This is a genomic window from Amycolatopsis palatopharyngis, assembly GCF_003385185.1.
Taxonomy (GTDB): domain Bacteria; phylum Actinomycetota; class Actinomycetes; order Mycobacteriales; family Pseudonocardiaceae; genus Amycolatopsis; species Amycolatopsis palatopharyngis.
Genome location: NZ_PQHZ01000046.1, coordinates 26,953 through 50,550 on the forward strand (window position 1 = coordinate 26,953; position 23,598 = coordinate 50,550).

The window sequence follows — 23,598 nt, forward strand, 5'->3', positions numbered from 1 at the left end:
GGCAAAACTGGTGACTTCGCCCCCTGGTCAGCGGCGTTCGCCGAAGTCAAAATCGGCCACATGTGGAGTGCACGACAGGGACGGGCGGGAGCAGCTCGTTCCATCCGCCGGTTTCTCGGCGAGATGGCGTATGGCATCGACGCGGCCCATGCGGTTCGGCACGGCGTGCGCCCGGCGCCCGTGGCGCGGTGCGAACGGCCGAGCAGTGTTCAGCTGCCCGCTGGGGCGGAAACCGTGAGCCTCACCGAATGGCCCGCGAAACCGCCCGTGCTGAACCGCTCCGCTACGCGTGGGCGAGTACCGCCTCGGCTGCCCTGACGTACTGCGTGGCGCACGGCTCGCCGGAGTCGAGCAGTGCGCCGAAATCGACCGCGAACACGGTGGCGAGCTTGGCGAGCAGGTCGTCGCCCGAAGGCGCTTTCCGGCCGTAGAGCCAGCGCTGTACGGATGAGGCTTTGAGGCCGGTCGCGGCCGCCACGTCCGTGGCTGTCAGACCTCTGGCCGCCATCAACGCTCGGATGCGGCACGACGCGGCATGGCGCGTGCCGTCAGCGATGCCGTCATGGCCCTGTCTGCACTGTGCTGCATGAGCACGTCGCAGCACCGCGGCCCTGCGGGGCGATGTCATGGACAAGTTGGTTGCTGACATGGCGTCAGATTGGCCAGGGGGAACTTCGGACAAACCTCCCGATGTGCTCGTAGCACCCGATGTGAGTACATACTGGCCGATAAAGTCGACAATTGCGGGCAAATCTACACCCACGGGTGTAGAACATCTGCTGCCGGCAATCTATTTCATCTTGGCACTGTCAGCGGTTCCGGCCGTCTGACGTGGGCTGCTAGACAGGAATCGAACCAGGACACCTCGCCCTCAGCACCCACAGAGTGACATCCGACCGACACCTGGCTGCCTGCTTCGCGTTACGCGCGGGGCACCGAAGATCGTCAGCGTGAGAGCCGCTGTCCCCCATCGGAAAGAGGTCCCCCAATGCGCCTGACCCTGTCTAGGGCGTTCGCGGCCGTGAGCCTGTCGATGCTGGCCGTACTGGCCGGCATGACACCGGTTCAGGCCGCGTCCCCAGCGGTTGTCGACATCGCCCACCGCGGATCGTCCGGCTCCGCTCCGGAGAACACGGTTGCCGCGGTCGAGGTCGCACTGCGGCAGCAAGCCAGCGTCGTCGAGGTCGACGTTCAGCGCTCCGCCGATGGCGAGCTGGTCGTGATTCACGACGTCACCCTGGATCGCACGACCGATGCCGAGGAGGTGTTCCCCGACCGCGCCCCGTGGCGAGTCAGTGACTTCACCCTGGCGGAGATGCGCAGTCTGGACGCCGGCTCCTGGTTCGCCGAGAAGTTCGCGGGGGAGCCGATTCCCACCCTGCGTGAGGTCGTCGACGCCCTGGGCCGGCGAGCGGGTCTGCTGCTCGAGGTGAAAAGCCCTGCCCTGTACCCGGGCATCGAGGCCGATATCCATCGGGAGCTCTCCGCCATTCCGGGTTACCTGCCTTCGGCCCTCGCCGGGGGAAAGCTCGTCCTGCAGTCCTTCGACCATGCCTCGATGCTGAACTATCACCAGATCGCTCCCGAGGTGCCGATCGGCCTGCTCTACGGAACCCGTCCCACCGAGGCCGAACTGGTGGCCGCGAGCAAGTGGGCGGACCAGATCAACCCCAGCTACCGGGTCACCGACCAGGCGCTGGTGGACCGAGTGCAGCAGCTCGGGATGACCATCAGCGTCTACACCCTCAACACCGGTCGCCTCATGCGGCAGTACATCGATCTCGGGGTGGACGGCATCATCACCGACTACCCGGCGGTACTCAGGCAGATCCTGCGTGAGCGGAGCTCCTGACATGCGGCGCATGAACGTCCTTGTGCTGTCACTGGTGGCCTGCCTCGGTCTCGCGGCTCCGGCCAACGCCGCGACGGCGTCCTGGCAGGGACCGCAACCACTGGAGCGGGCACACGCACACAACGACTACGAACACGATCGGCCCCTGTTCGACGCCGTCGAGCACGGATTCACGTCGGTGGAAGCGGATGTGTGGCTGGTAGACGGCGAACTCCGGGTCGCACACGACCTCGTCGAAACCCGCGAGGGGCGAACGCTGGAAAGCCTCTACCTCGATCCGCTGAACTCCTTGGTCCGCGCCAACAAGGGCAGCGTTCACCCTGGCTGGCGAGGCCAGTTCCAGCTGCTGATCGACATCAAGAGCGACGGTTCCACCACGTACGCAGCGATCGACGAAGCGCTGCGCGACTATCGGTCGATGCTGACCCAGTGGGCGAACGGGCACGAACGTCCCGGGGCCGTCGAGGTCGTCATCAGCGGTAACCGGCCGCGGGCGGACATGCTCGGCCAGCGGGTGCGCCTGGCCGGGTACGACGGCAGGTTGAGCGATCTCGGCACCGGCGTTCCGGCCGGGTTCATGCCGCTGGTCAGCGACAACTGGACCCGCCACTTCACCTGGCACGGCATCGGCCCGATGCCGCAGAGCCAGCGGGAGAAGCTCCACCGGATCGTCGCAGAGGCCCATACCGCAGGATACCGGGTGCGCTTCTGGGCCACACCGGACATCGACGGTGCAGGGCGGCAGGCGGTATGGCGCGAGCTGGTGGCGGCGGATGTCGACCACCTCAACACCGACGACCTGCCCGGGCTTCGGGACTTCCTGCTGGAGAACGACCCTGAGGAATCGAGCTGAGGCTCGTTGACTGAATCGGGGCCCTGCGGCGACAACATCGCCGCAGGGCCCCGATTCGGCCGGTCGGTTCAGTCAGCCGTTGATCAGGCCAGGTTGGCGTAGACGACGACGTTGTCCTCATAGCTGTGCTCGGCCCTGTCGAACACGCCGCCGCAGGTGATCAGCCGCAGCTGCGGCTTGTCCGTGTTGCCGTACACGGCCTCGGTCGGGAACTCGTCCTTGGGCACCTGCTCCGAACGTTCGACCACGAACCGCAGTTCCTTGTCGTCGCTGCGATTGACGATGATCTCGTCGCCGGGCGCGAGCTCGTGCAGCTTGTGGAAGATTCCCGGCTTGCCACCGCCGTCCACGTGACCGAGCAGGATCGCCGGGCCGACCTCACCCGGCACCGGGGAGAGCCGGTACCACGCGGCCTGCATGGGGTTGTCGGCCGACGGAACCGAGATCGCGCCTTCCTTGTTCACCGCCACGGTGATCAACGAGGAGTCTGCGGAGATCTTGGGAATGCTCACCTGTGTCGGCCGCAGCTTGTCGTAGGGCTTCGTGACCGGGACCGAGGTCTCGGTCGCCGGTGCCGGGGCGGACGTTTCCGGCGGCGAACCGCAGCTCACGACGGCGAGGCAGAGAAGCAGGGTGGCCGCGAGCGCGCGACCACCCCGCCGTGTTGTGTTGCGCATCAGGTCAGCCTCGCGCGATGCCGCCGAAGCCGGTCTCGACGCCACCCTTCGGCGCGAACTTCACCTGGGCCTCACCGTCGTTGTCGTCCTGCCAGTCGTCGGCGTCTCCGGAGCCAGGAACCGGCGCGACCGGGGCAGCGCCGCCACCGGGCTGCTCGCCGCCGCACTCCCAGTACCCCTCGACCTCGTTCGATGCGAACGTCACGCCGGGACGCAGCTGCACGAAGTAGTACCAGTAGCGGCCGTCGACCTCGTCCTGGTGCGGCCCCTCGAGGATCTCGAAGTCCGGCGAGTGGGTGTTGGTCGGCTCACCGGCGGCGCACGCGATGAGCAGCATGCCGAGACCCGCCTCCGAGTCGATGTCGATTCCCCACGCCGTGTCGTCCACGTACGGGGGCTCCTCGTCCACCGGCGGCTCGCTCGAGGTCGGCTGAACGCTGGAGCTCGGCTGGGACGACTGCGAGGTCTGCGGCGGGGGCGTGGTGGTGGCCGAACTGGTCTCCGGCTCGGACGGCGTGGTCGTGCTGGGCTGCGACGATTCGCTGCTCGTCGAACTCGGCGCGGACGTCGTGGTCGACGGCGGAGCCGAGGGCTCTGACGACTCCGACGACTCCACTGTGCTCGTGACCGTCGTTTCCGGCGACGTCTCGACATCCTGCGCCATAGCCGGTGCGGCGACGACGGTGAGGATCAGGGCGTTGGCAAGCACAGCACCGGCAAGGCAGCGCAACGGCTTCCTCAAGATCAGCTCCCAGTGAGAATTCGGCGTACCCGATGCGCCGGATACGAAGTAGTCATCACCACTTTCGGGTGACGCCTTCGGGATGCTTCCGCATGAATCGCCCAAAAAGAAACCGAATTCCTATGAGAAAACTCATGGAAATTTCGGTAACAAAAACCGTGGGTCGAACGATGGGACTGCGCGATCGTCGCGCTGATAAAAGAACCGTAACAAAGGCGAGTCGAAAGCGGAATTCTGGTAACCCCAGCGGTCGTACGCTGCACGGGACCGGAGGTTGGCACACACTGGGCACTCATGATGTGCACACCAGATCGCGGCGATCATCGTGTCGATCGCGATTGGCCGTGGGTGAGCTGAATGCCGGATTTCGTGACGGCGCCATGGCCAGTGGGCTGGGCCATGGCCGCATTCGGCCTGGCAGGCGCCCTGACCGTCATCCTGAGTGTCCGGCTCGTGGCGATCGGGGACACGCTTGCCGATCGGACCGGCTGGGGCGAGGCCTTCTTCGGTGCGGTGTTCTTCGGGCTGGTCACCTCGCTGTCCGGCATCGTGATGACCGGAGTCAGCGCGGCCGGCGGCCAGCCGGAGCTGGCCTACAGCAACGCCGTCGGCGGGATCGCCGTGCAGACACTGGCGATCGTCGCCGCCGATCTCGTCTACCGCAGGGTCAATCTGGAACATGCGGCGGCCTCGGGGCAGAACCTGTTGTTCGGGACGTTGCTGATCGTGTTGCTGGCCGCCGCGTTGCTGGGTTCCTTCAGTCCGGAGGTCACGGTGCTGGGGATACACCCGGTGTCCCCGATCATGGTCGCGCTGTACCTGGGCGGCCTCCGGCTGATCCAGGTACAGCGTGAGCCGATGTGGCGTGCGGTCGCGACGAGGGAGACACGGTCGGACCAGCCCGAAGAACAGGATGCCTTCGAGAACCGCTCCGGCCGCGCCCTGTGGCTGGAGTTCGCGGGGATCGCCGGGCTGGTCATGGTGGGTGGCTGGGCGGTCGCGCGGGCGGCGGAGAGCCTGGTCGTCGCGACGGGACTGAACGCCGGTTTCGTCGGCGGTGTTTTCATGGGGATCGTCAATGCTCTGCCGGAGATCGTCGCCGCGATCGCCGCGGTACGCAGGGGCGCCCTCACCCTCGCGGTTGCCGCCGTCATCGGTGGTAACTGCCTCGACGCGCTCAACCTCGTGGTCGGCGACATCGCGTTCCGGGGCGGAAGCCTGTTCCATGCCGCGGGCAACGACCAGGTGTTCCTCACCACCGCCGCGCTGTTGATGACCGCCGTGTTACTCGGCGGGCTGCTCATTCGGCAACGAAGGGGCTGGTGGCGCCTCGGCTTCGACGGCGTCCTGCTCGCCTCCATCTACGCCAGCGCCGTGCTCGCCCTCGCGTTCTGAGCCCACGGTGGTCGTCGCGGCCCGAAACGCGGTGAGTACGGGAACGGCGAGTATCCCGCCGAATGATCCCCGCCTGGTCGACACCGTGGCGATGGCGCCATGGCTACCGGACGCTCTTGTGCCGTTTCTGGGCGATACCTTCGGCGACGCCGATGAGCAGCAGGGCGGCGATGACCGCGAAGATGAAGCCGAGGACGTTGAGCTCGAAAATGTCCCCGGTACCCAACAGGTTCGCGATCGTGCCGCCGATAACGGAGCCGACCAGGCTGAGGAGCAGTGTGGCGAGAATGCCCAGCTGTTGTTTCCCGGGTTTGATCAGTCGAGCGAGTGCTCCGATGATCAACCCTGCGACGATGAACCCGATCATCTCAGCCTCCTGAACGCTGCTCGCTTGCGATACCAACGTAGCCCTGTCGCGGTGGTCCCGCCGATTGGTGGCGGAGATCGCGGTCGCGGTCAGCGGCGGATGAAGCCTTTGGCGGTGGCGGCGGCGACCGCCGAGGTTCGGGAGTCGACGTCGAGTTTGGTGTAGATATGGGCCAGATGGGATTTGACCGTCGCCTGGCTCAGGAAGAGCCGCCTGCTGATCGCGGCATTGGACAGCCCGTCGGCGACCAGTTGCAGGATCTCGGTTTCCCGAGTGGTCAGGGCGGTGGCGGGGTCGCGCATTCGGTCCATCAGGCGCAGCGCGACGGCCGGTGCGAGCGCGGACTTACCGGCCGCGGCGGTGCGTACGGCATTGGCGAGCTCATCCGGTGGGGCGTCTTTGAGCAGGTAGCCGGTGGCGCCGGCCTCGATGGCGGCGAGAATGTCCGCGTCGGTGTCGTAGGTGGTCAGGATCAGCACGGCGGGTGCGCCCTGGACGGCGGTGATGGTGGCTGTGGCTTGGGACCCGAGCATTTTCCCGCCGAACTGAAGGTCCATTAGCACCACGTCGACGCCGAGTTCCGGATCGGCGGCCAGTTCTACGGCCGCTTCGGCGGTCGCGACGTCGGCGACGACGACGAAACCGGGTTCGGTTTCCAGCACCGCGCGCAGTCCCGCACGGACCACGGGATGGTCGTCGGCGAGCAGCAACCGGATTGGGGAAGCCGTCATGCGTTGATTCCTTCGGCGGCTGGCAGGGGCAGGGTGACCGCGAGGGCGGTGCCCTGACCGGGGTGGGATTCGACGGTGAGGACCCCGTGCAGTGCTTGGGCGCGGGCCCGCATCGCGGCCAGCCCGAAGCCCGCTCCGGACGTGTTCCGCCCAGGGCGTGGGAGTGTGGCGGGGTCGAAACCTCGACCGTCGTCGACGACGTCGAGGGCGATCTCGCTGTCCATGTAGCTCAGTGTCACCTCGGCGTGGCTCGCATGCGCGTGCTGGACGGTGTTGGCGAGCGCGGACTGTGCGATGCGCAGCAGGGCGACCTCGTACGGGGTGGGCAGGTCGATGGGGGTGCCGGACAGCTGACAGTGGACGGTCAGGTCGGTGGACCGAGCCGTACTGATGCAGAGCCGTTCCAACGCGGCGGACAGCGAGCCGGACTCCAGGTCGGGTGGGCTCAGGGCGTGGACGAACCGCCTGGCCTCGGTGAGGTTGTCGAGGGCGGCCTGGCGGGCGTGCTGGACGTGGCTTGTCGCGGTGCCGGGGTGCTCCGGCAGGGCTCGTTCGGCGGCGCGCAGCAACAACTGGATGCTGGACAGGCCCTGGGCGAGGGTGTCGTGGATCTCCCGCGCGAGGCGTTCGCGCTCGGCGAGCACTCCTGCCGCGTGCTCGGCCTCCGCGAGCTCGTTGCGAGTGCTGGTGAGTTCCTCGATGAGCCTGCGCCGTTGTTCGCTCTCCCGGTACAGAGCTTGATAGCCGAAGGTCACCGCGACGGCGACGGCCGCGCCGAGCGTCGGCCCGAAGATCGTGCCCGGATTGAGCGTGTGGGTGTGCCAGCCGAATCCGGCGATGGCCGCCGCGGTGGTCGCCGCCACCACCGGGACAGACCAGCGTCGCGGTAGGAGGTGCAGCTCGACGAAGAACAGCGGAAATGCCAGCCAGACGCCGTCCGGGGTCAGCGCGAGAAGTATCAGCCACAACAGGAGCAGCACCGCCAGCCACCAGGCCGCCGCGCTCAGCCGGGTGCGCACCGGCCGCAGCAGCGGTCCGAGGCCGTACACGAGCGCGACGGCCACCGCTGCGGCCACCACCGCCGGAGCGTGCTCGGCACCGTTGGCGACGGCCCGCGCGGCCGCCAGCACCAGCAGCGCACCCACGAGCAGGTGCAGGCAGGTTCGCAGCGCGGCCAGCACGGGGGTGAGGGAATGATCGTCCACGGTGTCCTTCGTCGGCGGTATCGGCCCAGGGTATGGGGTTGTGCGGACGACGGCATCGTTCGAAAGGTGTACGCCGGGGTGCCTCCTTCGGCGTCCGGCAGGCATTCCCGGGCCCGATGCCCGGAGCAGGGCACGGAGGCGATTGTGGACGGAGTCGCCGGGCGTCGGGCCCGGACCTGTCAGAGGTAGGGAAAGCCGTGTTCGTCGCCTGGAGAGATCTACGCTTCGCCAAGGGGCGCTTCGCCCTGATGGGCGCCGTGATCTTGCTGATCACGCTGCTGGTGGGACTGTTGTCCGGGCTCACCGCGGGGCTGGGCAGGGAGAACGTCTCCGCCATCACCTCGCTGCCCGCCGACCATCTCGCCTTCGCGGCCCCCGGTGGCGGCCAGGACGTCTCCTTCACCAACTCGCGGATCGAGCAGCACGTCTGGCAGCAGTGGGGCGAGGTTCCTGGTGTGCGTTCCGCCGAGCCGCTGGGGATCGCCATGACCAGGGCGCAGGTCGGCAGCGCGAGCTTTTCGTTGTCCGCCTTCGGTGTCCGGCCCGGCTCGCCTATCGCACCGCACGCGGATGCGTTGACCGGCGGCACCGTGGTGCTGTCCGGCCCGGCCGCCGCCGAACTCGCCGTGCTGCCTGGGGACAGCATCAGGGTGGGCGGGGACGTGATGACCGTCGCGGCTGTCGGCGGAGATGCCATGTACAGCCACACGCCGGTGGCATGGGTATCGCTGAGCGATTGGCAACGGCTGGGTGCCACGGCCGGCGACGGTATGGGAGCCACAGTGGTAGCACTGTCCACAGTGTCCGGATCTGGTCTGCCGGCGGCAGACGAGACGCTGAGCACCACGACCGTCAGCGTCGGCGATGCCCTGCAGGCGATCGGTTCCTACACGGCGGAGAACGGCTCGCTGCAACTGATGCGCGGATTCCTCTTCGCCATTTCCGCCTTGGTCATCGGGGCGTTCTTCACTGTGTGGACCATCCAGCGCAGCGGAGATGTCGCGGTGCTCAAGGCTCTGGGGGCGGCCACCGGGTATCTGCTCAGGGACGCTCTCGCCCAGGCCGTGCTCGTCCTCGTCATCGGTACCGGAATCGGTACCGCACTCGCGGCAGGCATCGGTGTGGCCATCGGCGACAGCGTGCCCTTCGTCCTCGACGCCACAACCGTGCTGCTGCCGATGACCGTCCTGATCATCCTGGGCGCACTCGGGGCCGCTATCTCCATTCGCCGTATTACCTCCGTCGACCCCCTCACCGCTCTGGGAAGTGCCCGATGACCAGCGACACCGGCCTGCGGCTGGCCGACATCACCCTCACCTACCCCGACGGCGCAGGCAGGCTGACCGCCCTGGATCACGTGAGCCTGACCGTGCCCGCGGGCACCCTCACCGCGGTTGTCGGCCCCTCCGGCTCCGGTAAGTCGAGCCTGCTCGCCGTTGCCGCCACGCTGATCGCTCCCGACAGCGGCGGAGTCAGCCTCGCGGGCACCGCGACCGCCGGGCTCAACCGCGCGGAACTGACCGCGTTGCGCCGCACCACGGTCGGCATCGTCTTCCAGCAGCCAAATCTGCTGCCCGCGCTCACCGCCGTCGAACAACTCCAGGTCATGGCCCATCTGGCCGGGCGTAGCCCCAAACGGGCCCGAACCAAGGCCCTGGACCTGCTGGAGGTGGTCGGCCTGGCCGATCAGGCCAACCGCCGTCCCCACCAGCTCTCCGGCGGCCAGCGTCAACGCGTCAACATCGCCCGCGCGCTCATGAACGACCCCGCGGTTCTTCTGGTCGACGAACCCACCAGTGCCCTCGACCACGAACGCGGTGCAGCGGTGCTCGACCTGATCACCACACTGACTCACCAGCAGGCGACAGCTACCGTCCTGGTCACCCATGAGCGGTCGATGCTCACGGCCGTCGACCAGATCGCCGAGGTCCAAGATGGACGTCTCACCGGTGTCCCGCGGTCCCGCACAGCTCCGGCTGGTCCCAGCTGAGAACGGTCAGTTCGTCGCCGACGGTGAGCTTGCCAGGACGCAATACGGCGAACTTGGCGCCGATGGCGACGCCACCCTCGACGGCACGGCGATACCCGGCAAGCGTGCGCAGCGGTTCCGGCCCGGCTTTCGTGCCGGTCTCTTGGCGGACCGTTGTGGTGACACAGCGGATCGCGAGCTTGGCGTAGCCGAGTTCGGTGTCGCCGAGGGCGGCCTGACGCATCCGGTCCTCCAGGTACGGTTCGTCCCAGCCGTCGATCACGATATTGGGCCGGAAGCGGTTCATCGGTACCGGCTCGCCACCCCCGCCGGTGATCCGCTCGTTGAGGTGGCGGACCGAGGACGACGACATGACGTGCACTGGGCAGCTGTCGGCGTAGGCCGATGTTCCCGGTGTCAGCCCATCTGTGACGCGATGTTGTTCCTGCGGCACCCGTACGAGCCTGCTCGGCACACGCAGTACGTCCGTGATCCATTCGGCGGCTTCATCGCCCTGGTCAATCCCGTGGTGATCGGTGCCGAACAGGCTGACCGTCTGGCGTGGGGCGGTGAGGTCCACCTCGATCCGGACAGCATCTCCATCAGGTCCATGGAGGACGAGCTGCCCACCGTCGGTGTTGATCTCGGGCCGGATGAGCGCCAATCGCGGATCGCGGCGCTGAGTACGGCACGCTCCGCCGGGCCCGACGATCATGAAACTGCGGTCGTGCGCCAGCCCGGCCGAGGTGAGCATCCCGTCACGTAGCGAGATGCCGGCGCAACTCTTGACGGGGTAGGAGTGCAGCTCGGCGACCATCGCTTTGTCCATGTCAGCAACGCTAGTAGGCTCATGGAGCAATTCGATTGCCGATATTGCTCCATATTGCCGGATGGCGCATGATTCTACCCATGGATCGGACTGATCGCGCAATAATCGAGCAGTTGCGGCAGGACGGCCGGCTCTCGAACACCGACCTCGCGGACCGGGTGGGCCTGACCCCGGCTCCCTGCTTGCGCCGGGTTCGCCGACTCGAACAAGCTGGGGTGATTACCGGGTACCACGCACATGTTGATCCGAACCAGATCGGACGTGCGTTCGAGGTCATCGTCAATGTCGACCTCGCCGTCAAGGACCGTGCCACAGTCGCGCGGTTCGAGTCCGACGTCGCGTCCTTCGACGAGGTGATTGAGTTTCGCCGGATGTTCGGCTTGCCCGACTATTTCCTCAGAGTCGCCACCGCTGACCTGGCGTCGTTCGAGAGGTTCGTGACCACCAGGCTCGAGGACACTCCTGGCATCGCGCGAGTGGTCTCCCACCTCACGATGAAGACGATCAAGCCCTAGTCCCGGCCCACCTGACGGACAACGAGCACATCACCAGCGACGCCATCGACGGCACCCACGAGATCGAAGTGAGCGTCGATGACTTCGCCGCCACCAACACACTGCTCGGCAGATGGGCTTCACGGCGAAGTCCTATCAGGAATCCAAGCGCATCAGCTTCATTTCTCGACGGCGCACAGCTAGAGATCGACACTTGGCCGCAGATCCCGACGTATCTGGAGATCGAAGCCGGGTCCAAGGACGAGGTAATCAGGGTCGCCGGGCTGCTCGGCTACACCGAAGCCGATCTGACTGGCGGGAACATCATCAAGATCTACGCCCGCTATGGCCTCGACCTCAACACCATCCGCGCGCTCCGTTTCTGACGGCGGACTCGCCTCCTCCGCCCGCGAAGCCGAGGAAGAGGTCGGCGTGGTGATTGACCACAACGACCGGACCATCCACGGCACGTCTGGTGAACCAGAAGTGCGCTCCGGACTCGGCTGTTCGACGGGTTACCTGTCAGCCTCATCGACTAGCCAGCAGTAGAAACCAACGGCTACCAGTAACGGCGACAGGTCAAGGCGCAGCCAGTATGCGAACCAGTTGTTGCACACACTGCTCGCGCAACGACTTAGTGGTGGACCGCCAGGGGCTCGAACGCTGAACTAAAACCATGCCAGATCGATGTCTAGTGGTATGGCTTTGGTTCGCGATAGGAGGAGTGCATGACGGGACGCGGTGATGTGCTTGCGCGGCTTCCGCCGACGTTCACCGCGCACGCTGCGGTAGAGGTCGGGGTGTCGCGTAGCCGGCTGTATCGGTTGAAGACCGAGGGCGCGGTGCTGGAGCTGTCGCGTGGGGTATATCGCAAGGCGAGTGCCGCGGAGACCGCTCACCTGGACTTGCTGGCGGTGTCGCTGCGGGTGCCACGGGCGGTGGAGATCGCGCGGATCGAGATCGACGATGGCGTCGAGTTCGCCGTCGAGCGGATCGGATCGGCGGTGATTTGTGAGGGTGATCTATACGAGGGGATGCGGATCACCATGCCCGCCCGGTGACCCCAGGAGTCGTGGTCACGCAGTATCCGCAGTTGCTTGCCGACGGTGGGTTCCAGATCCGGGGGTATCCGCTGGAGACGGTGCTGGCGGAAAGCTGACCACCGCGTTGTCGCTCGGTGATGCCAACACGCGCGAGCGCGACTGGGCCGACATTTGGCGGCTGACCGGCCGGCACGAGTTGAACGGCTCTTCGATGTACCGTGCCCTGCGCAGCACGGCCGACTATCGCGGGGTCGAGTTGCGACTGCTGTCGGAGGCGATCGTCAGCCTGCCGGCCCGACGCGCAGGCTCCTTCCGGGCTTGGCGGAAACGACAAGGAGTCGACGGGAACTCCTATCCCGACACATTCGCCGACCTCGTCGCCGACGTGGTGGCCTTCGCCGACCCGCTGGCAACCGAGGACGTCGCCGATCGAACCTGGAACCCCGACCGCAGGCGCTGGGAAGTAACACCGCACACGCGGGGGGCGGGGCTGGCGAGTCCGGCTGTGTGAGCTGCCGCACCTGCCCGGCAAGCACCGCAGAAAGATCATAAAATTAGCCGTTCTCGCAGGTAAACGGCGCTTTCGTGGTGGGCCTAACGTGTCAGCGTGCGAACCAAGCCGCCGGGATGGGGGTCCGGGGGCGTGCCCACGGCTGGGGTGTGGGGCTCGGTCCCACAAGAAATGACGACGATTGCCACCTGGGAAGGCGTGCCCGCCGAACAAGGGGCACCCAAGATCGAGTGGGCCGCCAGGGGCTCGAACCCTGGACCCAGGGATTAAAAGCCCGTTGGTCAGATCGCGGTGATCTTGAACGGGGCATCCGGATGCAAGGCTTCTACGTGCGGTTTTTATGACTTCAAGGTCATCTTTGCTTACGCGAATGAGCGATGTGGGCTCCGTTATGTCTCCGTTCGCGCTGCTGTGCTCATCGGGGTCCATCACTCGGCATGAACTGGGTGAGCTTCCCTCGATTGTCTGGCCACCTCATCTGGGGTGACCGTTGGTCACCAGGGAGAGTATTCCGGTGCCTGCTTTGAGTCGATGCTGGTGGTGGATGACGAACCCGCATCTCTGTACAGGTGGCAGCGGTCGGCGGGTCTGGTAGTCGCCGAGTTTGCGGACGGTCAGTTTCTCCTGTAGTCGCTGTCTAAAGTGGATCGGACTGTGGTGGCTGCCGATGTGGTCGAGTAGCAGCAGGTGGCTGCTCGACGGGTTGCCGAAGTGTTCGGTGAGGTGGGGCAGGAAGGTCTCCGCGCCCCTCGGGTCCACCGGTGTGGTGGCGTTGTAGCCGAGATAAACGGGACCTTCCCGCAACCCTATGGGTGTGGTCACGATGTGCTCTCCTCGCGGGTCTGCTGTCTGGCGGTTGCGGGATGGGTTTCGTACATGCGGTACGCGACGACAAGGCCGGAGGCGACGCTGATGGCGGCGGCGGCCCAGATGGCGGAGCGCAGACCCCAGACGTCGGCCACGATGCCACCGACGAGCGCACCGACGGCGTAGCCGCTGTCGCGCCAGAGCCGATAGACGCCCACCGCGCGGGCGCGCCAGGAGGGGTGGGCGACATCGCCGATCGTGGCGAGCAGGGTGGGATAGACCATCGCGGTCCCCACGCCGAGCAGCATGGTGGCGATCGTCCACCAGGTGAAGGTGTCCACGCTCGCGAGGAGGGCGAGCGCGCCGGCCTGGGTGAGCATGCCGGCGGTGATGAGGTGTTTGCGGCCCCATCGGTCGGACAGGGCGCCGGTGACGAGTTGCCCGGCGCCCCACACGGCCGGGTAGAGCGCGACGAGGACACCGACGTGACCCACCGACATGCCGGTGGTGGCGAACAGGAGCGGAAACAGTCCCCAGGACAGCCCGAAGTTGAGGTTGTTGACCAGGCCGGCCTGGCTGGCCGAGGACAGTGCGGGCTCGCTCACGCTGGTCCGGGCGAACACCTGCCGGTTGCTCAACTCGGCGTGCGTATGAGCACGGCCGCTGACGGTCGAGGTGGCGTGGCTGGCGGCTTCCAGCCGGGCGTGCTCGCGGGTCTCGCGCACGAAGAACACGGACACACCGAGTCCGAGTGCGGCGTAGGAGAGCCCGAGAAGGAATGGCGCGGGACGTAACCCGTAGCGGGCGGCGAGATATCCGGCGAGTGCGGCGGTGACGGCAACCGCGCCGTAGCCCGCGGCTTCGTTGAAACCCATGGCCGTGCCGCGTTGCCTCGGCCCGACGAGGTCGATTTTCATGATGACTGTGGTGGACCAGGTCAGGCCCTGGTTGACGCCGAGCAGGACGTTGGCCGCGATAACCCAGCCCCAGTTCGGTGCCCAGATCAGCATCAGCGGCACGGGTAGCGCGATTAACCACCCGGCGATCAGCACCGGTTTGCGGCCGAACCGATCCGACCACGTGCCGGCGAAGTAGTTGGTCGCGGCTTTCGTCACGCCGAAGGCGAACACGTAGGTCAGCAGGAAGGTGTAGCCGACCAGGTGGAATTCCCGTTCGGCCAGCAGCGGCAGCACTGTCTGCTCCTGGCCCACCATGCCACCGACGAGCGCATTGACGGCAACCAGCAGGCTGAACTGGGCCAGGTTGGCCCGCAACCCAAGCCGGAGCGGTTTCGCCGTGGTCACGTCCTGGACTCCAACGAACGGCCGCTGACCGTGGCCCAGTCCTGCGGCCCGCCGTCGAGCACAGCGAGATCCCGGTGACCGGCCTGTTCGAGCAGGCTGGCCGCGCCCATGGCCCGCTCGCCGTGCCCGCACATCAGAACCGTCGGCTCCCGCGACAGATCCCCGGCGCGCGCCGCCAGCTCACCCAGTTCTATATGCGTGGCCCCAGGAAGGTGTCCGGCCGCGAACTCCGCAGTCTGACGAATATCCAGGATCCGCTCACGACCGAGCTGGCCGGCCCGCACGAGCCGAGTACTGGTCGCGGAATGCCCGGCGGCGGTCCAAGCGTCGACTCCGCCCGTCAGTTCGCCGGCAAGGTTGGTGTAGCCGATCTTGGTGGCTTGCCAGGCGATCTCCGCCGGATCCTGATCAGCACCGCGCACGATGACCAACGGCCGGTCGTGGGGGGCAAGCCAGCCCAGCCAGGACGCGAACACCGGCCGAAACGGAATCGACAGCGCGCCGGGGACGTGCCCTGCAGCGAACTCGGGCACCGATCGCGTGTCGACCAGTTGAGCGCCATCGGTCAACAACGATTGCACGGCGCCCACGTCCAGCGGCGGCAGAGCGGGATCGGTGTCAAGCACCACCGAGCCGCGGCGGTTGACCTCGCTCAGGCGCAGGAAGTAGGGCGGGAAGCTGCCGAGAGACCCCAGGAGATCGGCGACGAAGCCATCCTCGTTCTCCGCCCGCAGCAACGGGTTGCTGGTCTTCTCCCGCCCGATGGTGCTGGTGCGCTCGGTGCCCGGTGGTGCGGAGCAGAACGAGCCCGCACCGTGGGTGGGCCACACCGCGACCTCGTCGGGCAGTGTGGCCAGCCGCTGCAGCGAGGCGTACTGCTGCCGGGCCAGGTCCTCGGTCTGCTCGGCCGAGACCAGGTCGGTGCGCGCGGCGGATCCCACGAGCAGCGACCCGCCGGTGAACACCCCGGCGGGAGTATCCCCGTCGAGCAGCAGGAACGACAGGTGTTCGTGGGTGTGGCCCGGGGTGGCCAGCGCGCGGAGCCGCAGCCCGCCGAGATCAATCTCGTCCCCGTCGTGCAGTCCGTTGTGGGTGAACTCGCGGTGCCCGGCTGCGGACGCCAGGATCTGGGTGCCTTCGGTCGCGGCGAGGTGGCGGGCGCCGGAGAGGAAGTCGGCGTGCAGATGCGTGTCGGCAGCGAACGCCACGGTCAGGCCCCGCCGCCGCGCGGCCCGCCATGCCCCGCGCAGGTCCAGGCTGACATCCACCACCAGGGCCCGCCCGTCGCCCAGGTCCACCAGATAGGCGGAGTTCCCCAGCCCCTCGTCGACAAGGGGAACAAGATCAATTCCGGTCATCGGACGATGCCTCCTCACTACACAGTCCTGCGGGCTACCTGCCCCACCGCCTTGTTATACACTATTCAAACGAGGATTGGAGAACCATGGGTGATCGCGAATCGAAGACGGTGTTGTTCGACCAGTTCGCGCGCGTGGGCAGGGCTCTGGGTAGTGGCACGCGTCTGGAATTGCTGGATCTGCTCGCCCAGGGCGAACGCACCGTGGACTCCCTGGCACGAGCTGCGGGGTTGAGGCTGACCACGACGTCGGCGCACCTGCAGATCCTCAAGCGGGCCAACCTGGTCATCACCCGCCGCGAGGGCACCAAGATCTACTATCGCCTTGCCGGCATCGATGTCGCGCAGCTCTACGCGCTGACCCGGGCGGTCGCCCACCAACATCTGCCCGACGTCGAGGCCGCCCGTGCCGCCTACCTCGGCCCCGACACCGAGGAACTCAGCCGCGAGGAACTGATGCGCCGTGTCCAGGCCGAAGAGATCATCGTGCTCGACGTGCGCCCCAGGGAGGAGTATGCCGCCGGGCACATTCCCGGCGCGCTGTCCGTCCCGGTGGACGACCTCGCCGACCATCTCGCCGAACTCCCCGCCGAGCAGGAGATCGTCGCCTACTGCCGCGGCACTTACTGCGTGCTCGCCCACGACGCCGTGCGCGCGCTCACCTCGCACGGCAAACGTGCCCGCCGCCTGAGCGACGGAATGCTCGAGTGGCGGTTAGCCGGCCTGCCCATCAGCGGCTGATACCCCCACTCCTCGGCACGCTCCAACTGACCCTAACCCCAACAGCGACGCGTGCGGAGTTTGCCAGGCCAGCCCGGTCAGGGCACTGGACCCGCACCATGCGCCTGTTCTACGCTCAAACGAAGATTGGAGAACTATGGGGGAACGAGAAGCCAAAACAGCGCTGTTCGACGAGTTCGCTCGCATCGGTCACGCACTCGCCAGCGGCAAACGCCTGGAACTACTCAATCTGCTCGTCCAAGCCGAACGCTCCGTGGACGCACTTGCCTCGGCAACCAACGTGTCGATCAGCCTGGCCTCATCGCATCTGCAGAAACTCAAACACGCGAACCTCGTCACCACCCGCCGCGCCGGCACCAAGATCTACTACCGGCTCGCCGACGACAACGTCGCCGCGCTCTTCCACCTCATCCGCACCGTCGCCCACCAGCGACTACCCGAAGCGGAAACCGCGCGCGCCACCTACCACGGTCCCGACGTCGACCAGGTCACCCGAGAGGAACTCCTGGGCCGCGCCGAGGCAGGCGAGGTCCTGGTCATCGACGTACGCCCACCCGAGGAATACGCCGCAGGACACATCCCCGGCGCCCTCGGCGTCCCCCTCGACGAACTCCCCGCCCGACTCGACGATCTCCCCAAAGACCAGGACATCGTCGCCTACTGCCGCGGCGCCTACTGCGTCCTCGCGCACCACGCCGTCCGACTCCTCACCCAACACGGCCGCAGAGCCCAGCGCCTCACCGACGGCATGCTCGAATGGCGCGTCGCCGAACTCCCCATCGCCAGCTGACCCACCCAGCCCGGGCCGCAACTGCAGCCATGTCAACCATGTGGAACCCGCACTCTGAACAGGGCAAACGACACGATCGACCACCGAGTTCATCACCCCAGAGGCACATGAATGCGCGAACCCGCGCGCTTCCCGCGTGGGGGTTATCGAGCACGTCCGCGTCGACCCGGAGTATCTGCGCCGTGGCTACGGTCGCGTCCTGGTCGCCGGCGCCCTCGCCCGCGGACCCGGCTACCGCTGGTCCACCACTGCCGTCATCGACAGCGCCATCGCGCGGGCATCTGGGTCGTCGCCGTCGACGACCCGGCTGTGCTCGAACTCGGAACCGCCAGTGGGTGCACCGACATTCGGGTCGCCGCAGCTCGGGACGCTTAATCCTTTACAGGGCAGGGGACTGTGTCGAGAGCTTCCGGTGGCCGGCGACGGTGACTCGGTCGAGGTCACCAGTTCCGGCTGGGGCGGCGGCGCGGGCATCGCTCGTATCACCGCTGCTGTTGCCGCGCTCGCCACGGCACGTCGACAGGGCCACAACCACGGCCACTGCGGTCGTCACTGCTAACCGTGGATACACGGTACCGGCATCAGTCCTTCACTCCTTCTCGTGCAGAGCACTGCCAGCTGATCCGGATCGGTCAGGGCGCTGGTTGAAATGTTCGCTCCGCTGCGCGCTGAGCTGCTTTGCCGGCTTCCGAACGGGTTACTTCGAAGCTCGTGTACATAGGCATGTCAGGGTTAGGCGAGGGCGAGGAACAGCTTCTCGAGTTCGGCTTCGGTCAGGGGTTCCTGGTTGTTGTCGTCGTTGCCGGTGAGGCATTGGCGCATGCCTGTGGCTACGATCTTGAATCCGGCACGGTCGAGGGCGCGCGAGACGGCGGCGAGTTGAGTGACGACGTCTTTGCAGCCTCGGCCAGCTTCGATCATGGCGATCACGCCCGCGAGTTGCCCTTGCGCGCGGCGGAGCCGATTGAGTACCTGCGCGATGGTTTCTTCGTCCCCAGTCATACGAACCCTCCTTAAGTAATCCCGAACTGGCACCAGTATACCCCGTGCGGTATCGGCAGTGGGGAGAGTCCGCTTCCCGACGGCGTCGGTGCAGCCTCGGGCTGAGGCGACCGGCGGCGGCCTGGTGGACGAGATTGCGCGATTCGTACTGTCGAGGGCGGGGATCAGCGTGGCCGAGGCCGCGCCGAAACGAGGCCTGTAAGGTAGGCGTACCGTCGCCACCGGGCTAACCCGTACGAGAATCCAGCGACCTGCACTTATTGGTCAACAGTTCGGGGCAGGGACAGCAGGCCGAACTCGTGATCAGACAGGTTGAGTCGATCCGTCGATGACCGGCCGAAAGCGTCCAGTGGCAGTCAAGGTGAACGCAACTGGTGGACGTAGGGCCCGAGTGAGAGCGGCGCCTTGGCTTATCGCGCTCTGCCTAGCGGCTGCAGGTGCCCGCGCGGGGCGGTGATCCGACGTCGGAGTGTCGGCCGAGCAGGATCGCGGCATGTCGTTGCCCGGGCCCGGGACCGATGCGCGCGGCGAGGGCGTCGGCGACGGCACCGGTGGCGTTTGCCAGGATCTGGTCGTTGGTCAGCAGGATCACGGTGAACTTCGTCGAAGACCACGGGCCGCGCAGTCCGGCGTGGGCCATCACCGAGCGCAGGACGCCGAGCGCGACGTCCTGGCCGAAGTGCATCGCCCAGTTCACTGGCTGTGGCTGTCGCCCGGGGTGTTCTCTCATGCCGATCAACCGCTGCAGCACTCGCGCGGGGACGTGGAAGTTCGGCCGGTTCGTCAGGCTTTGTTCCAGCTTTTCACCGGGCGTCATGACTGTGACCCCGGCCGCGCCGGAGAGCAAACCTTGCCATAGTGCGCGTTGCATCATGGGGTGCCCGCGGCGCGGCGGCCTCTGGCGGTGTGTGCACTGTTGGGTGTGTGGCGGTGATGGCCGCGCTCGGTGAGATCGTCTTTCACCAGATCCTGGCCTGGCATCACTTCTACGACCGCTCCACGCGTCCCATCGGGTTGCTCTCGAGCGGTCTGTGGCATACCGCCGAATTGCTCGGGCTGGTCGCCGGCTTCATGTTGTATGCGGGTACGTCACCCCGCCGCCCGGCACCACCTGCAGTGCGGCCGACCTGCACACGGGCGCGCAGCTGATGTACTGGCGGCGACTTGACGGAGATCGCTCTCGCGGCCGTCCTCGCTGTCCGATGTTGCCTCGCCACCGGGTCGCACCCACATCCAACTGCACCCCCGCACGGCCGCTGGCAGCCGCTGGCAGCTGACCCGCCCACACGCACCTCGCGCGGCTTCTGAACCGTCCTTCGAGCACACGTCGTCGGCGGGATAACGAGCGACAGTGGCCGGGGTAGAGACGATAACGCCCCCCGTTTTTTGAATGAAAGATACCCCGGGGGGTATTATGGAACGTAGTCGCTATAGGAGGTTCAACGATGTGTCAGCGTGCTGTGTGTTCGACCTGCGGGAAGGCCACTTACACCGGGTGTGGGCGCCATGTCGAGCAGGTGCTCGCCGGCGTGCCCGCGTCCCGGCGGTGTCAGTGCCAACCTGGGCAGGACGGTTCCGAGCGGAAGTGGTGGAAGATGTTCAACCGCCGTTGATCACCGCGGTCACAGGGAGCCGGGCCCCACACCGAGGTGCTCGGCTCCCTGTGGGGCAGGGTCGAACGGTACGAGTTGCTGCCTTCGGGGTCCTTCCGTGGGAAGAACTCCGAGCGTCAAGGAGGTAGCGGGTGGTCGTGAGGCCGCTTTCGAGCGATTGCGTTCGGCGAGCCCCCGGTGAACACGTTCGTCACATGTTCGAGACTCCGCGACACGCTGTCAGCGTCTGCGTCGACGGAGCCTGACATTCAGTTTGCGCTGATCATGCAGGACGACTTGGGACGAGCATGACCGGCGGTGCATTGAACATGCCTAGCCAGCCACAGCAGAGCTCATTTTCTTCATCGGTGGGCGGCTGAAGCGCTCGTCCTGCCCTTCTTCACTCCCCCTGAATCCAAGATGGACGAATGGGCCGGAAAGCGTGAGACGCGCGCATGCCTTGAGCCTATGTGTGTCCGTCCTGCTTGGAACGGAATACCCATTGCCGCAACACGATGAAGCGTATGGTTCCCCCCAGTGCACTGGCCAAGACGACCACCAGCGCTTCGGTAACAATACCGTACGAACCTTTCACAGTGTCCAATACGGCGAGTGCTACGGATCCATGTAGTATGTAGAACACTGCGGAAATCAGAGTTTGTAAATACCTGCGCAGCTTTCTGTTCGGTGCTCCGGCGAACGTGACTAGACGGTGAAATTCAGTATTCGCCACAGTGGTCAACCCAGTTGCGACTAAATTGCTACAGGACGCATCGCATGGTGCGCGAAGAACAACGAACAGTAGCCCCTGAACAAGAGTCGTAACCGTGCCGATGGACAGGTACCATCCGGCCTGCCTAAGAAAATCCCCGCGAATCATCCAGCACCTGCCACCGTCGCTAAATTTGCGCCCCCTCTGGAGGCGTATCGGATTTCCGGCTTGGGCATCGCCGTGTCACGTGAAGTCGACGTGAGATCGTATCCCTGACCCGGACAGCGCAGCCTTTCTCAAAATCAATTTCACTTCGCCACCACCTTGTGCGGCACGCTCCATTCGGCGCGATCATGGCGATGGCGTTGCGGTACAACGAGACCAGAAACAGGCAAGTCAGGTGTAGTGCACCAGCCAACTTGGCTCGTAATTGTAAAGAATCGCGTTCTTCCAAGTACTTCCATCAGTCTCAGTGTGATCTTGGGCTTTGCCGCGATGGCGAAATCCCTTCACGTACTGGTGTCGCCTTGAAGGCTCTTGAGGACCACGGGTAATGCTACTGCCAATATATGAGCAACTCGTAGGTCGTCAGTGTTCAGGGTAGGCTCCGGTTGCGAGTGTAGGATTCGCAGCCAACTCACCATTTGCAAGCGCCTTTTAGGCCAGCGCGACGAAGGATTAAAGAGGCCGGACAAAACCCGGTTGTGGCAAATAGAACTTGGTTAATTCCAACTAGTGCTACAATAATCAAAAACCATTCACTCGCGAATATATAAAGAATCAGGCCGATCAGATTCATGGTCCCTGCCAGCGCGAAGAGAACTCGCTCCAACTGCCACTTGGATGATTTCACCTGAGTATTCAGCGGGGCCGTAAAGTTGGGACGGAATGAACGGGACAACTTTTCTTCTCCTTCGTCGCGTGAGCGTCGCGCTTCCTGCTTAAGTTTCATCTTTTGACTGCGTTAGATACGGTGAGTATCCGTATATTGGTAACGAAATCCACTCCTCTGCGTGATATTCTATAACTATCGGTATTTCGCTGGTCACGGCTATCGGGTGGCGACAATCTGGTCCGGGATCGCCAGTCGGGCAAATATGGACCTGTTCCATTGTGCTGGTAAGAACGGCTGTCATAGAGTCCTGAGCGCGGGTACTGCAGGAGCCGGCTGTCGACACAGAGCGCGGGAGGTGTCATGTCGTGTCTTTGTGGCTGATGGTTTTGTGGTCTTTGTCGTGTGTCGGCGGTTTCGTGTCGAAGTTGCCGAGGTGCCAGATCAGCAGTGCGAGGGCGAACACAAGGATGAACAGTCCAACAAGTGCGAATCCGACGTAGTTGAGGTCGAATTCGGCGATGGTGGTGATGGGGCCGGAGTCAGGGTGGAGCGTGTCGGCGAGTAGTGATGCCAGTTGCACCGTGCCGATGAGGAACGCGCTGCCGACGGACAGTGTCGTGACGATGATGTTGTAGAACACTCGGCGAAGGGGTTTGGTGAGGGCCCAGTTGTAGGCGACGTTCATGAGGACACCCTCGGCTGTGTCGAACATGGTCATGCCTGCTGTGAACAGTGCGGGTAGCACCAGGATGGCGTACCAGGGCAGGGACAGTGCGGCTCCGCCGGCGAGTATGAGCAGACCGATTTCAGTAGCGGTGTCGAATCCGAGGCCGAAGAGCACTCCGACCGGGTAGATATGCCAGGGTTTGCGGACTGCCTTGGTGATGCCTTTGAGGAGTCGGTTGAGGAACCCGCGGTTGTCGAGTTGGTTGTCGAGATCTGCTTCTGTGGCCGCCCGGTCGCGCATCTGCCGATACACCTTGATGATCCCGGCCAGCGCGACAAGGTTCATGATCGCGATGGCGTAGAGAAAGGTGCCTGATACCGCCGAGCCGAGGGCACCAGCCGTGTGACGCAGTGCCGATTCCTCGTCCTGTACTGCACCGGCCAGCGCCCGCACGCCCACGGCCAACGCTATGGAGAGCGCGAACACGACCGTGGAGTGGCCGAGGGAGAACCAGAATCCCACGGACAGTGGGCGTTGTCCCTGAGCGAGCAGGTTGCGGGTGGTGTTGTCGATAGCGGCGATGTGGTCGGCGTCGAAGGCGTGGCGGACGCCGAGTGTAAACGCGGTAATACCCAGCCCGATGCCGAACACCTGTGAGCTGTTCAGGATGTGGTGCTGCGGCATGACAACGAAAACGAGCATTCCCCAGCCGAACGCATTGAGGGCCAGGATGAAACCGACCATCCCGGCGATCGAGCGTCGTGCCTGTGACGTCGGGATTGCGGCTGCCCAGGCTGGCGGGGGTGTGATCATGGCCTGATCTCCTCATCTCGTCGTCGACAGTGGGGCCTGCAACCCAACACCGCGCGGCACACACAGATCAGACACACAGTCCTGCGGGTGATGTGCTCCGGGTCCGAGGGGTGGTCGCGACAGCAGTGGCCATGACCACCCCTCGGGACTTGTCAGTGGGAGAACGTGATGGTCGGCAGTGCCTTACGGAGCCAGCGCGGTGACCACCAGGCGGAGTGGCCGGTGATGCGGAGCAGGACCGGCAGGAGCACGAGTCGGATGAGTGCGGCGTCGAGCAGGACCGCGACGCCGAGGATGATGCCCATTTCCT

The 23,598-nt window shown here is 65.6% G+C and carries 29 protein-coding genes; 14 read left to right on the plus strand and 15 right to left on the minus strand.

Features of this window, described 5'->3' with window-relative positions; translation table 11 throughout:
• Positions 1-283: 283 nt before the first annotated feature.
• Positions 284-649, minus strand: coding sequence for a helix-turn-helix domain-containing protein (locus tag D0C15_RS26675; protein ID WP_116050779.1), 366 nt, complete (start codon positions 647-649; stop codon positions 284-286).
• A 339-nt stretch (positions 650-988) separates the two neighbouring features.
• Here D0C15_RS26675 and D0C15_RS26680 point away from each other — a divergent pair, with 339 nt between their 5' ends.
• The gene (locus D0C15_RS26680; RefSeq protein WP_116050781.1) at positions 989-1,852 is read left to right on the plus strand and encodes a glycerophosphodiester phosphodiesterase; all 864 of its coding nucleotides are present in this window, start codon (positions 989-991) and stop codon (positions 1,850-1,852) included.
• Between the two features lies 1 nt (position 1,853).
• Positions 1,854-2,705, plus strand: coding sequence for a phosphatidylinositol-specific phospholipase C/glycerophosphodiester phosphodiesterase family protein (locus tag D0C15_RS26685; protein ID WP_116050783.1), 852 nt, complete (start codon positions 1,854-1,856; stop codon positions 2,703-2,705).
• Between the two features lie 83 nt (positions 2,706-2,788).
• Here the strand turns inward: D0C15_RS26685 and D0C15_RS26690 are convergent, their stop codons facing one another.
• Both D0C15_RS26690 and D0C15_RS35205 read right to left on the minus strand, forming a co-directional pair.
• Positions 2,789-3,382, minus strand: coding sequence for a class F sortase (locus D0C15_RS26690; RefSeq protein WP_116050835.1), 594 nt, complete (start codon positions 3,380-3,382; stop codon positions 2,789-2,791).
• Between the two features lie 4 nt (positions 3,383-3,386).
• Complete coding sequence (locus tag D0C15_RS35205; protein ID WP_245976272.1) at positions 3,387-3,791, minus strand: hypothetical protein; 405 nt, start codon at positions 3,789-3,791, stop codon at positions 3,387-3,389.
• Positions 3,792-3,867: 76 nt separating this feature from the next.
• Here D0C15_RS35205 and D0C15_RS35210 point away from each other — a divergent pair, with 76 nt between their 5' ends.
• On the plus strand, positions 3,868-4,140 hold the full coding sequence (locus tag D0C15_RS35210; RefSeq protein WP_245976274.1) for a hypothetical protein: 273 nt from the start codon (positions 3,868-3,870) through the stop codon (positions 4,138-4,140).
• Between the two features lie 341 nt (positions 4,141-4,481).
• A complete protein-coding gene (locus D0C15_RS26700; RefSeq protein ID WP_116050787.1) occupies positions 4,482-5,519 on the plus strand; it encodes a sodium:calcium antiporter in 1,038 nt (345 codons plus the stop codon).
• 103 nt (positions 5,520-5,622) lie between these two features.
• Here the strand turns inward: D0C15_RS26700 and D0C15_RS26705 are convergent, their stop codons facing one another.
• From D0C15_RS26705 to D0C15_RS26715, 3 genes are all read right to left on the minus strand, one after another.
• Positions 5,623-5,886 (minus strand): GlsB/YeaQ/YmgE family stress response membrane protein, encoded by a 264-nt coding sequence (locus D0C15_RS26705; RefSeq protein ID WP_116050789.1) that lies wholly within the window; start codon positions 5,884-5,886, stop codon positions 5,623-5,625.
• An 89-nt stretch (positions 5,887-5,975) separates the two neighbouring features.
• A complete protein-coding gene (locus D0C15_RS26710) occupies positions 5,976-6,617 on the minus strand; it encodes a response regulator (protein WP_116050791.1) in 642 nt (213 codons plus the stop codon).
• Positions 6,614-7,822 (minus strand): sensor histidine kinase, encoded by a 1,209-nt coding sequence (locus D0C15_RS26715; protein ID WP_245976276.1) that lies wholly within the window; start codon positions 7,820-7,822, stop codon positions 6,614-6,616. Before D0C15_RS26715 ends, D0C15_RS26710 begins: the two co-directional genes overlap by 4 nt.
• 197 nt (positions 7,823-8,019) lie before the next feature.
• Between D0C15_RS26715 and D0C15_RS26720 the strand changes: the two genes are divergently transcribed.
• Together D0C15_RS26720 and D0C15_RS26725 are read left to right on the plus strand one after the other, a co-directional pair.
• Positions 8,020-9,099 (plus strand): ABC transporter permease, encoded by a 1,080-nt coding sequence (locus D0C15_RS26720; protein WP_116050795.1) that lies wholly within the window; start codon positions 8,020-8,022, stop codon positions 9,097-9,099.
• Positions 9,096-9,812: an ABC transporter ATP-binding protein gene (locus D0C15_RS26725; protein ID WP_116050796.1), complete on the plus strand. Its 717-nt coding sequence runs from the start codon at positions 9,096-9,098 to the stop codon at positions 9,810-9,812. Before D0C15_RS26720 ends, D0C15_RS26725 begins: the two co-directional genes overlap by 4 nt.
• On the opposite strand, the gene D0C15_RS26730 is transcribed toward D0C15_RS26725, so the two are convergent.
• Positions 9,766-10,620 carry an MOSC domain-containing protein gene (locus D0C15_RS26730; RefSeq protein WP_116050798.1) on the minus strand — a complete coding sequence of 285 codons (855 nt, stop codon included), beginning with the start codon at positions 10,618-10,620 and terminating at the stop codon, positions 9,766-9,768. The genes D0C15_RS26725 and D0C15_RS26730 overlap by 47 nt on opposite strands.
• 80 nt (positions 10,621-10,700) lie before the next feature.
• Between D0C15_RS26730 and D0C15_RS26735 the strand changes: the two genes are divergently transcribed.
• The 4 genes from D0C15_RS26735 to D0C15_RS26750 all read left to right on the plus strand — a co-directional run bounded on the left by D0C15_RS26735 (position 10,701) and on the right by D0C15_RS26750 (position 12,668).
• Positions 10,701-11,135, plus strand: coding sequence for an Lrp/AsnC family transcriptional regulator (locus D0C15_RS26735; RefSeq protein WP_116050800.1), 435 nt, complete (start codon positions 10,701-10,703; stop codon positions 11,133-11,135).
• 68 nt (positions 11,136-11,203) lie between these two features.
• Entirely contained in the window at positions 11,204-11,500 is a 297-nt protein-coding gene (locus D0C15_RS26740; RefSeq protein ID WP_245976278.1) for an MFS transporter, read from the plus strand.
• 342 nt (positions 11,501-11,842) lie between these two features.
• Positions 11,843-12,175: a type IV toxin-antitoxin system AbiEi family antitoxin domain-containing protein gene (locus D0C15_RS26745; protein WP_116050802.1), complete on the plus strand. Its 333-nt coding sequence runs from the start codon at positions 11,843-11,845 to the stop codon at positions 12,173-12,175.
• Positions 12,176-12,281: 106 nt separating this feature from the next.
• Entirely contained in the window at positions 12,282-12,668 is a 387-nt protein-coding gene (locus tag D0C15_RS26750) for a hypothetical protein (protein WP_162830266.1), read from the plus strand.
• 474 nt (positions 12,669-13,142) lie between these two features.
• Here the strand turns inward: D0C15_RS26750 and D0C15_RS34795 are convergent, their stop codons facing one another.
• From D0C15_RS34795 to D0C15_RS26765, 3 genes are read right to left on the minus strand one after another with little or no spacing between them, the layout of a single operon-like run.
• Positions 13,143-13,490 (minus strand): hypothetical protein, encoded by a 348-nt coding sequence (locus D0C15_RS34795; protein ID WP_211323335.1) that lies wholly within the window; start codon positions 13,488-13,490, stop codon positions 13,143-13,145.
• Complete coding sequence (locus D0C15_RS26760; protein ID WP_091676008.1) at positions 13,487-14,779, minus strand: MFS transporter; 1,293 nt, start codon at positions 14,777-14,779, stop codon at positions 13,487-13,489. The genes D0C15_RS34795 and D0C15_RS26760 overlap by 4 nt, the downstream gene beginning before the upstream one ends.
• On the minus strand, positions 14,776-16,137 hold the full coding sequence (locus tag D0C15_RS26765) for an MBL fold metallo-hydrolase (protein ID WP_116050806.1): 1,362 nt from the start codon (positions 16,135-16,137) through the stop codon (positions 14,776-14,778). Before D0C15_RS26765 ends, D0C15_RS26760 begins: the two co-directional genes overlap by 4 nt.
• An 86-nt stretch (positions 16,138-16,223) precedes the next feature.
• On the opposite strand from D0C15_RS26765, the gene D0C15_RS26770 reads away from it, so the two are divergent.
• The 3 genes from D0C15_RS26770 (at position 16,224) to D0C15_RS26780 (ending at position 18,226) form a co-directional block, all read left to right on the plus strand.
• Positions 16,224-16,877, plus strand: a complete 654-nt coding sequence (locus D0C15_RS26770; protein ID WP_116050807.1) for an ArsR/SmtB family transcription factor — start codon at positions 16,224-16,226, stop codon at positions 16,875-16,877.
• A gap of 136 nt (positions 16,878-17,013) precedes the next feature.
• Positions 17,014-17,667 (plus strand): ArsR/SmtB family transcription factor, encoded by a 654-nt coding sequence (locus D0C15_RS26775; RefSeq protein WP_116050809.1) that lies wholly within the window; start codon positions 17,014-17,016, stop codon positions 17,665-17,667.
• 136 nt (positions 17,668-17,803) lie between these two features.
• Entirely contained in the window at positions 17,804-18,226 is a 423-nt protein-coding gene (locus D0C15_RS26780) for a GNAT family protein (RefSeq protein WP_116050811.1), read from the plus strand.
• Positions 18,227-18,399: 173 nt separating this feature from the next.
• Here D0C15_RS26780 and D0C15_RS26785 read toward each other — a convergent pair whose 3' ends face one another.
• Both D0C15_RS26785 and D0C15_RS26790 read right to left on the minus strand, forming a co-directional pair.
• Positions 18,400-18,669 (minus strand): metal-sensitive transcriptional regulator, encoded by a 270-nt coding sequence (locus D0C15_RS26785; protein ID WP_116050813.1) that lies wholly within the window; start codon positions 18,667-18,669, stop codon positions 18,400-18,402.
• A gap of 424 nt (positions 18,670-19,093) precedes the next feature.
• Positions 19,094-19,486, minus strand: coding sequence for a hypothetical protein (locus tag D0C15_RS26790; protein ID WP_342768603.1), 393 nt, complete (start codon positions 19,484-19,486; stop codon positions 19,094-19,096).
• Between the two features lie 116 nt (positions 19,487-19,602).
• Here D0C15_RS26790 and D0C15_RS26795 point away from each other — a divergent pair, with 116 nt between their 5' ends.
• Positions 19,603-19,818: a DUF2243 domain-containing protein gene (locus D0C15_RS26795; RefSeq protein ID WP_116050817.1), complete on the plus strand. Its 216-nt coding sequence runs from the start codon at positions 19,603-19,605 to the stop codon at positions 19,816-19,818.
• Positions 19,819-20,727: 909 nt separating this feature from the next.
• Here D0C15_RS26795 and D0C15_RS35800 read toward each other — a convergent pair.
• The 3 genes from D0C15_RS35800 to nicT form a co-directional block, all read right to left on the minus strand.
• On the minus strand, positions 20,728-21,141 hold the full coding sequence (locus D0C15_RS35800) for a GtrA family protein (protein WP_116050819.1): 414 nt from the start codon (positions 21,139-21,141) through the stop codon (positions 20,728-20,730).
• 469 nt (positions 21,142-21,610) lie between these two features.
• A complete protein-coding gene (locus D0C15_RS26805; protein WP_116050821.1) occupies positions 21,611-21,925 on the minus strand; it encodes a YgaP family membrane protein in 315 nt (104 codons plus the stop codon).
• Between the two features lie 241 nt (positions 21,926-22,166).
• Complete coding sequence (gene nicT / locus D0C15_RS26810) at positions 22,167-23,288, minus strand: Nickel transporter NicT (protein WP_116050823.1); 1,122 nt, start codon at positions 23,286-23,288, stop codon at positions 22,167-22,169.
• Between the last annotated feature and the right edge of the window lie 310 nt (positions 23,289-23,598).

Coding starts and splice junctions, on each gene's coding strand:
- D0C15_RS26675 (WP_116050779.1), bottom strand. CDS start 649: ATGTCAGCAACCAACTTGTCCATGACATCGCCCCGCAGGGCCGCGGTG.
- D0C15_RS26680 (WP_116050781.1), top strand. CDS start 989: ATGCGCCTGACCCTGTCTAGGGCGTTCGCGGCCGTGAGCCTGTCGATG.
- D0C15_RS26685 (WP_116050783.1), top strand. CDS start 1,854: ATGCGGCGCATGAACGTCCTTGTGCTGTCACTGGTGGCCTGCCTCGGT.
- D0C15_RS26690 (WP_116050835.1), bottom strand. CDS start 3,382: ATGCGCAACACAACACGGCGGGGTGGTCGCGCGCTCGCGGCCACCCTG.
- D0C15_RS26700 (WP_116050787.1), top strand. CDS start 4,482: ATGCCGGATTTCGTGACGGCGCCATGGCCAGTGGGCTGGGCCATGGCC.
- D0C15_RS26705 (WP_116050789.1), bottom strand. CDS start 5,886: ATGATCGGGTTCATCGTCGCAGGGTTGATCATCGGAGCACTCGCTCGA.
- D0C15_RS26710 (WP_116050791.1), bottom strand. CDS start 6,617: ATGACGGCTTCCCCAATCCGGTTGCTGCTCGCCGACGACCATCCCGTG.
- D0C15_RS26725 (WP_116050796.1), top strand. CDS start 9,096: ATGACCAGCGACACCGGCCTGCGGCTGGCCGACATCACCCTCACCTAC.
- D0C15_RS26730 (WP_116050798.1), bottom strand. CDS start 10,620: ATGGACAAAGCGATGGTCGCCGAGCTGCACTCCTACCCCGTCAAGAGT.
- D0C15_RS26735 (WP_116050800.1), top strand. CDS start 10,701: ATGGATCGGACTGATCGCGCAATAATCGAGCAGTTGCGGCAGGACGGC.
- D0C15_RS26745 (WP_116050802.1), top strand. CDS start 11,843: ATGACGGGACGCGGTGATGTGCTTGCGCGGCTTCCGCCGACGTTCACC.
- D0C15_RS26765 (WP_116050806.1), bottom strand. CDS start 16,137: ATGACCGGAATTGATCTTGTTCCCCTTGTCGACGAGGGGCTGGGGAAC.
- D0C15_RS26770 (WP_116050807.1), top strand. CDS start 16,224: ATGGGTGATCGCGAATCGAAGACGGTGTTGTTCGACCAGTTCGCGCGC.
- D0C15_RS26775 (WP_116050809.1), top strand. CDS start 17,014: ATGGGGGAACGAGAAGCCAAAACAGCGCTGTTCGACGAGTTCGCTCGC.
- D0C15_RS26785 (WP_116050813.1), bottom strand. CDS start 18,669: ATGACTGGGGACGAAGAAACCATCGCGCAGGTACTCAATCGGCTCCGC.
- D0C15_RS26790 (WP_342768603.1), bottom strand. CDS start 19,486: ATGACGCCCGGTGAAAAGCTGGAACAAAGCCTGACGAACCGGCCGAAC.
- D0C15_RS26795 (WP_116050817.1), top strand. CDS start 19,603: ATGGCCGCGCTCGGTGAGATCGTCTTTCACCAGATCCTGGCCTGGCAT.
- D0C15_RS35800 (WP_116050819.1), bottom strand. CDS start 21,141: ATGATTCGCGGGGATTTTCTTAGGCAGGCCGGATGGTACCTGTCCATC.
- D0C15_RS26805 (WP_116050821.1), bottom strand. CDS start 21,925: ATGAAACTTAAGCAGGAAGCGCGACGCTCACGCGACGAAGGAGAAGAA.
- nicT (WP_116050823.1), bottom strand. CDS start 23,288: ATGATCACACCCCCGCCAGCCTGGGCAGCCGCAATCCCGACGTCACAG.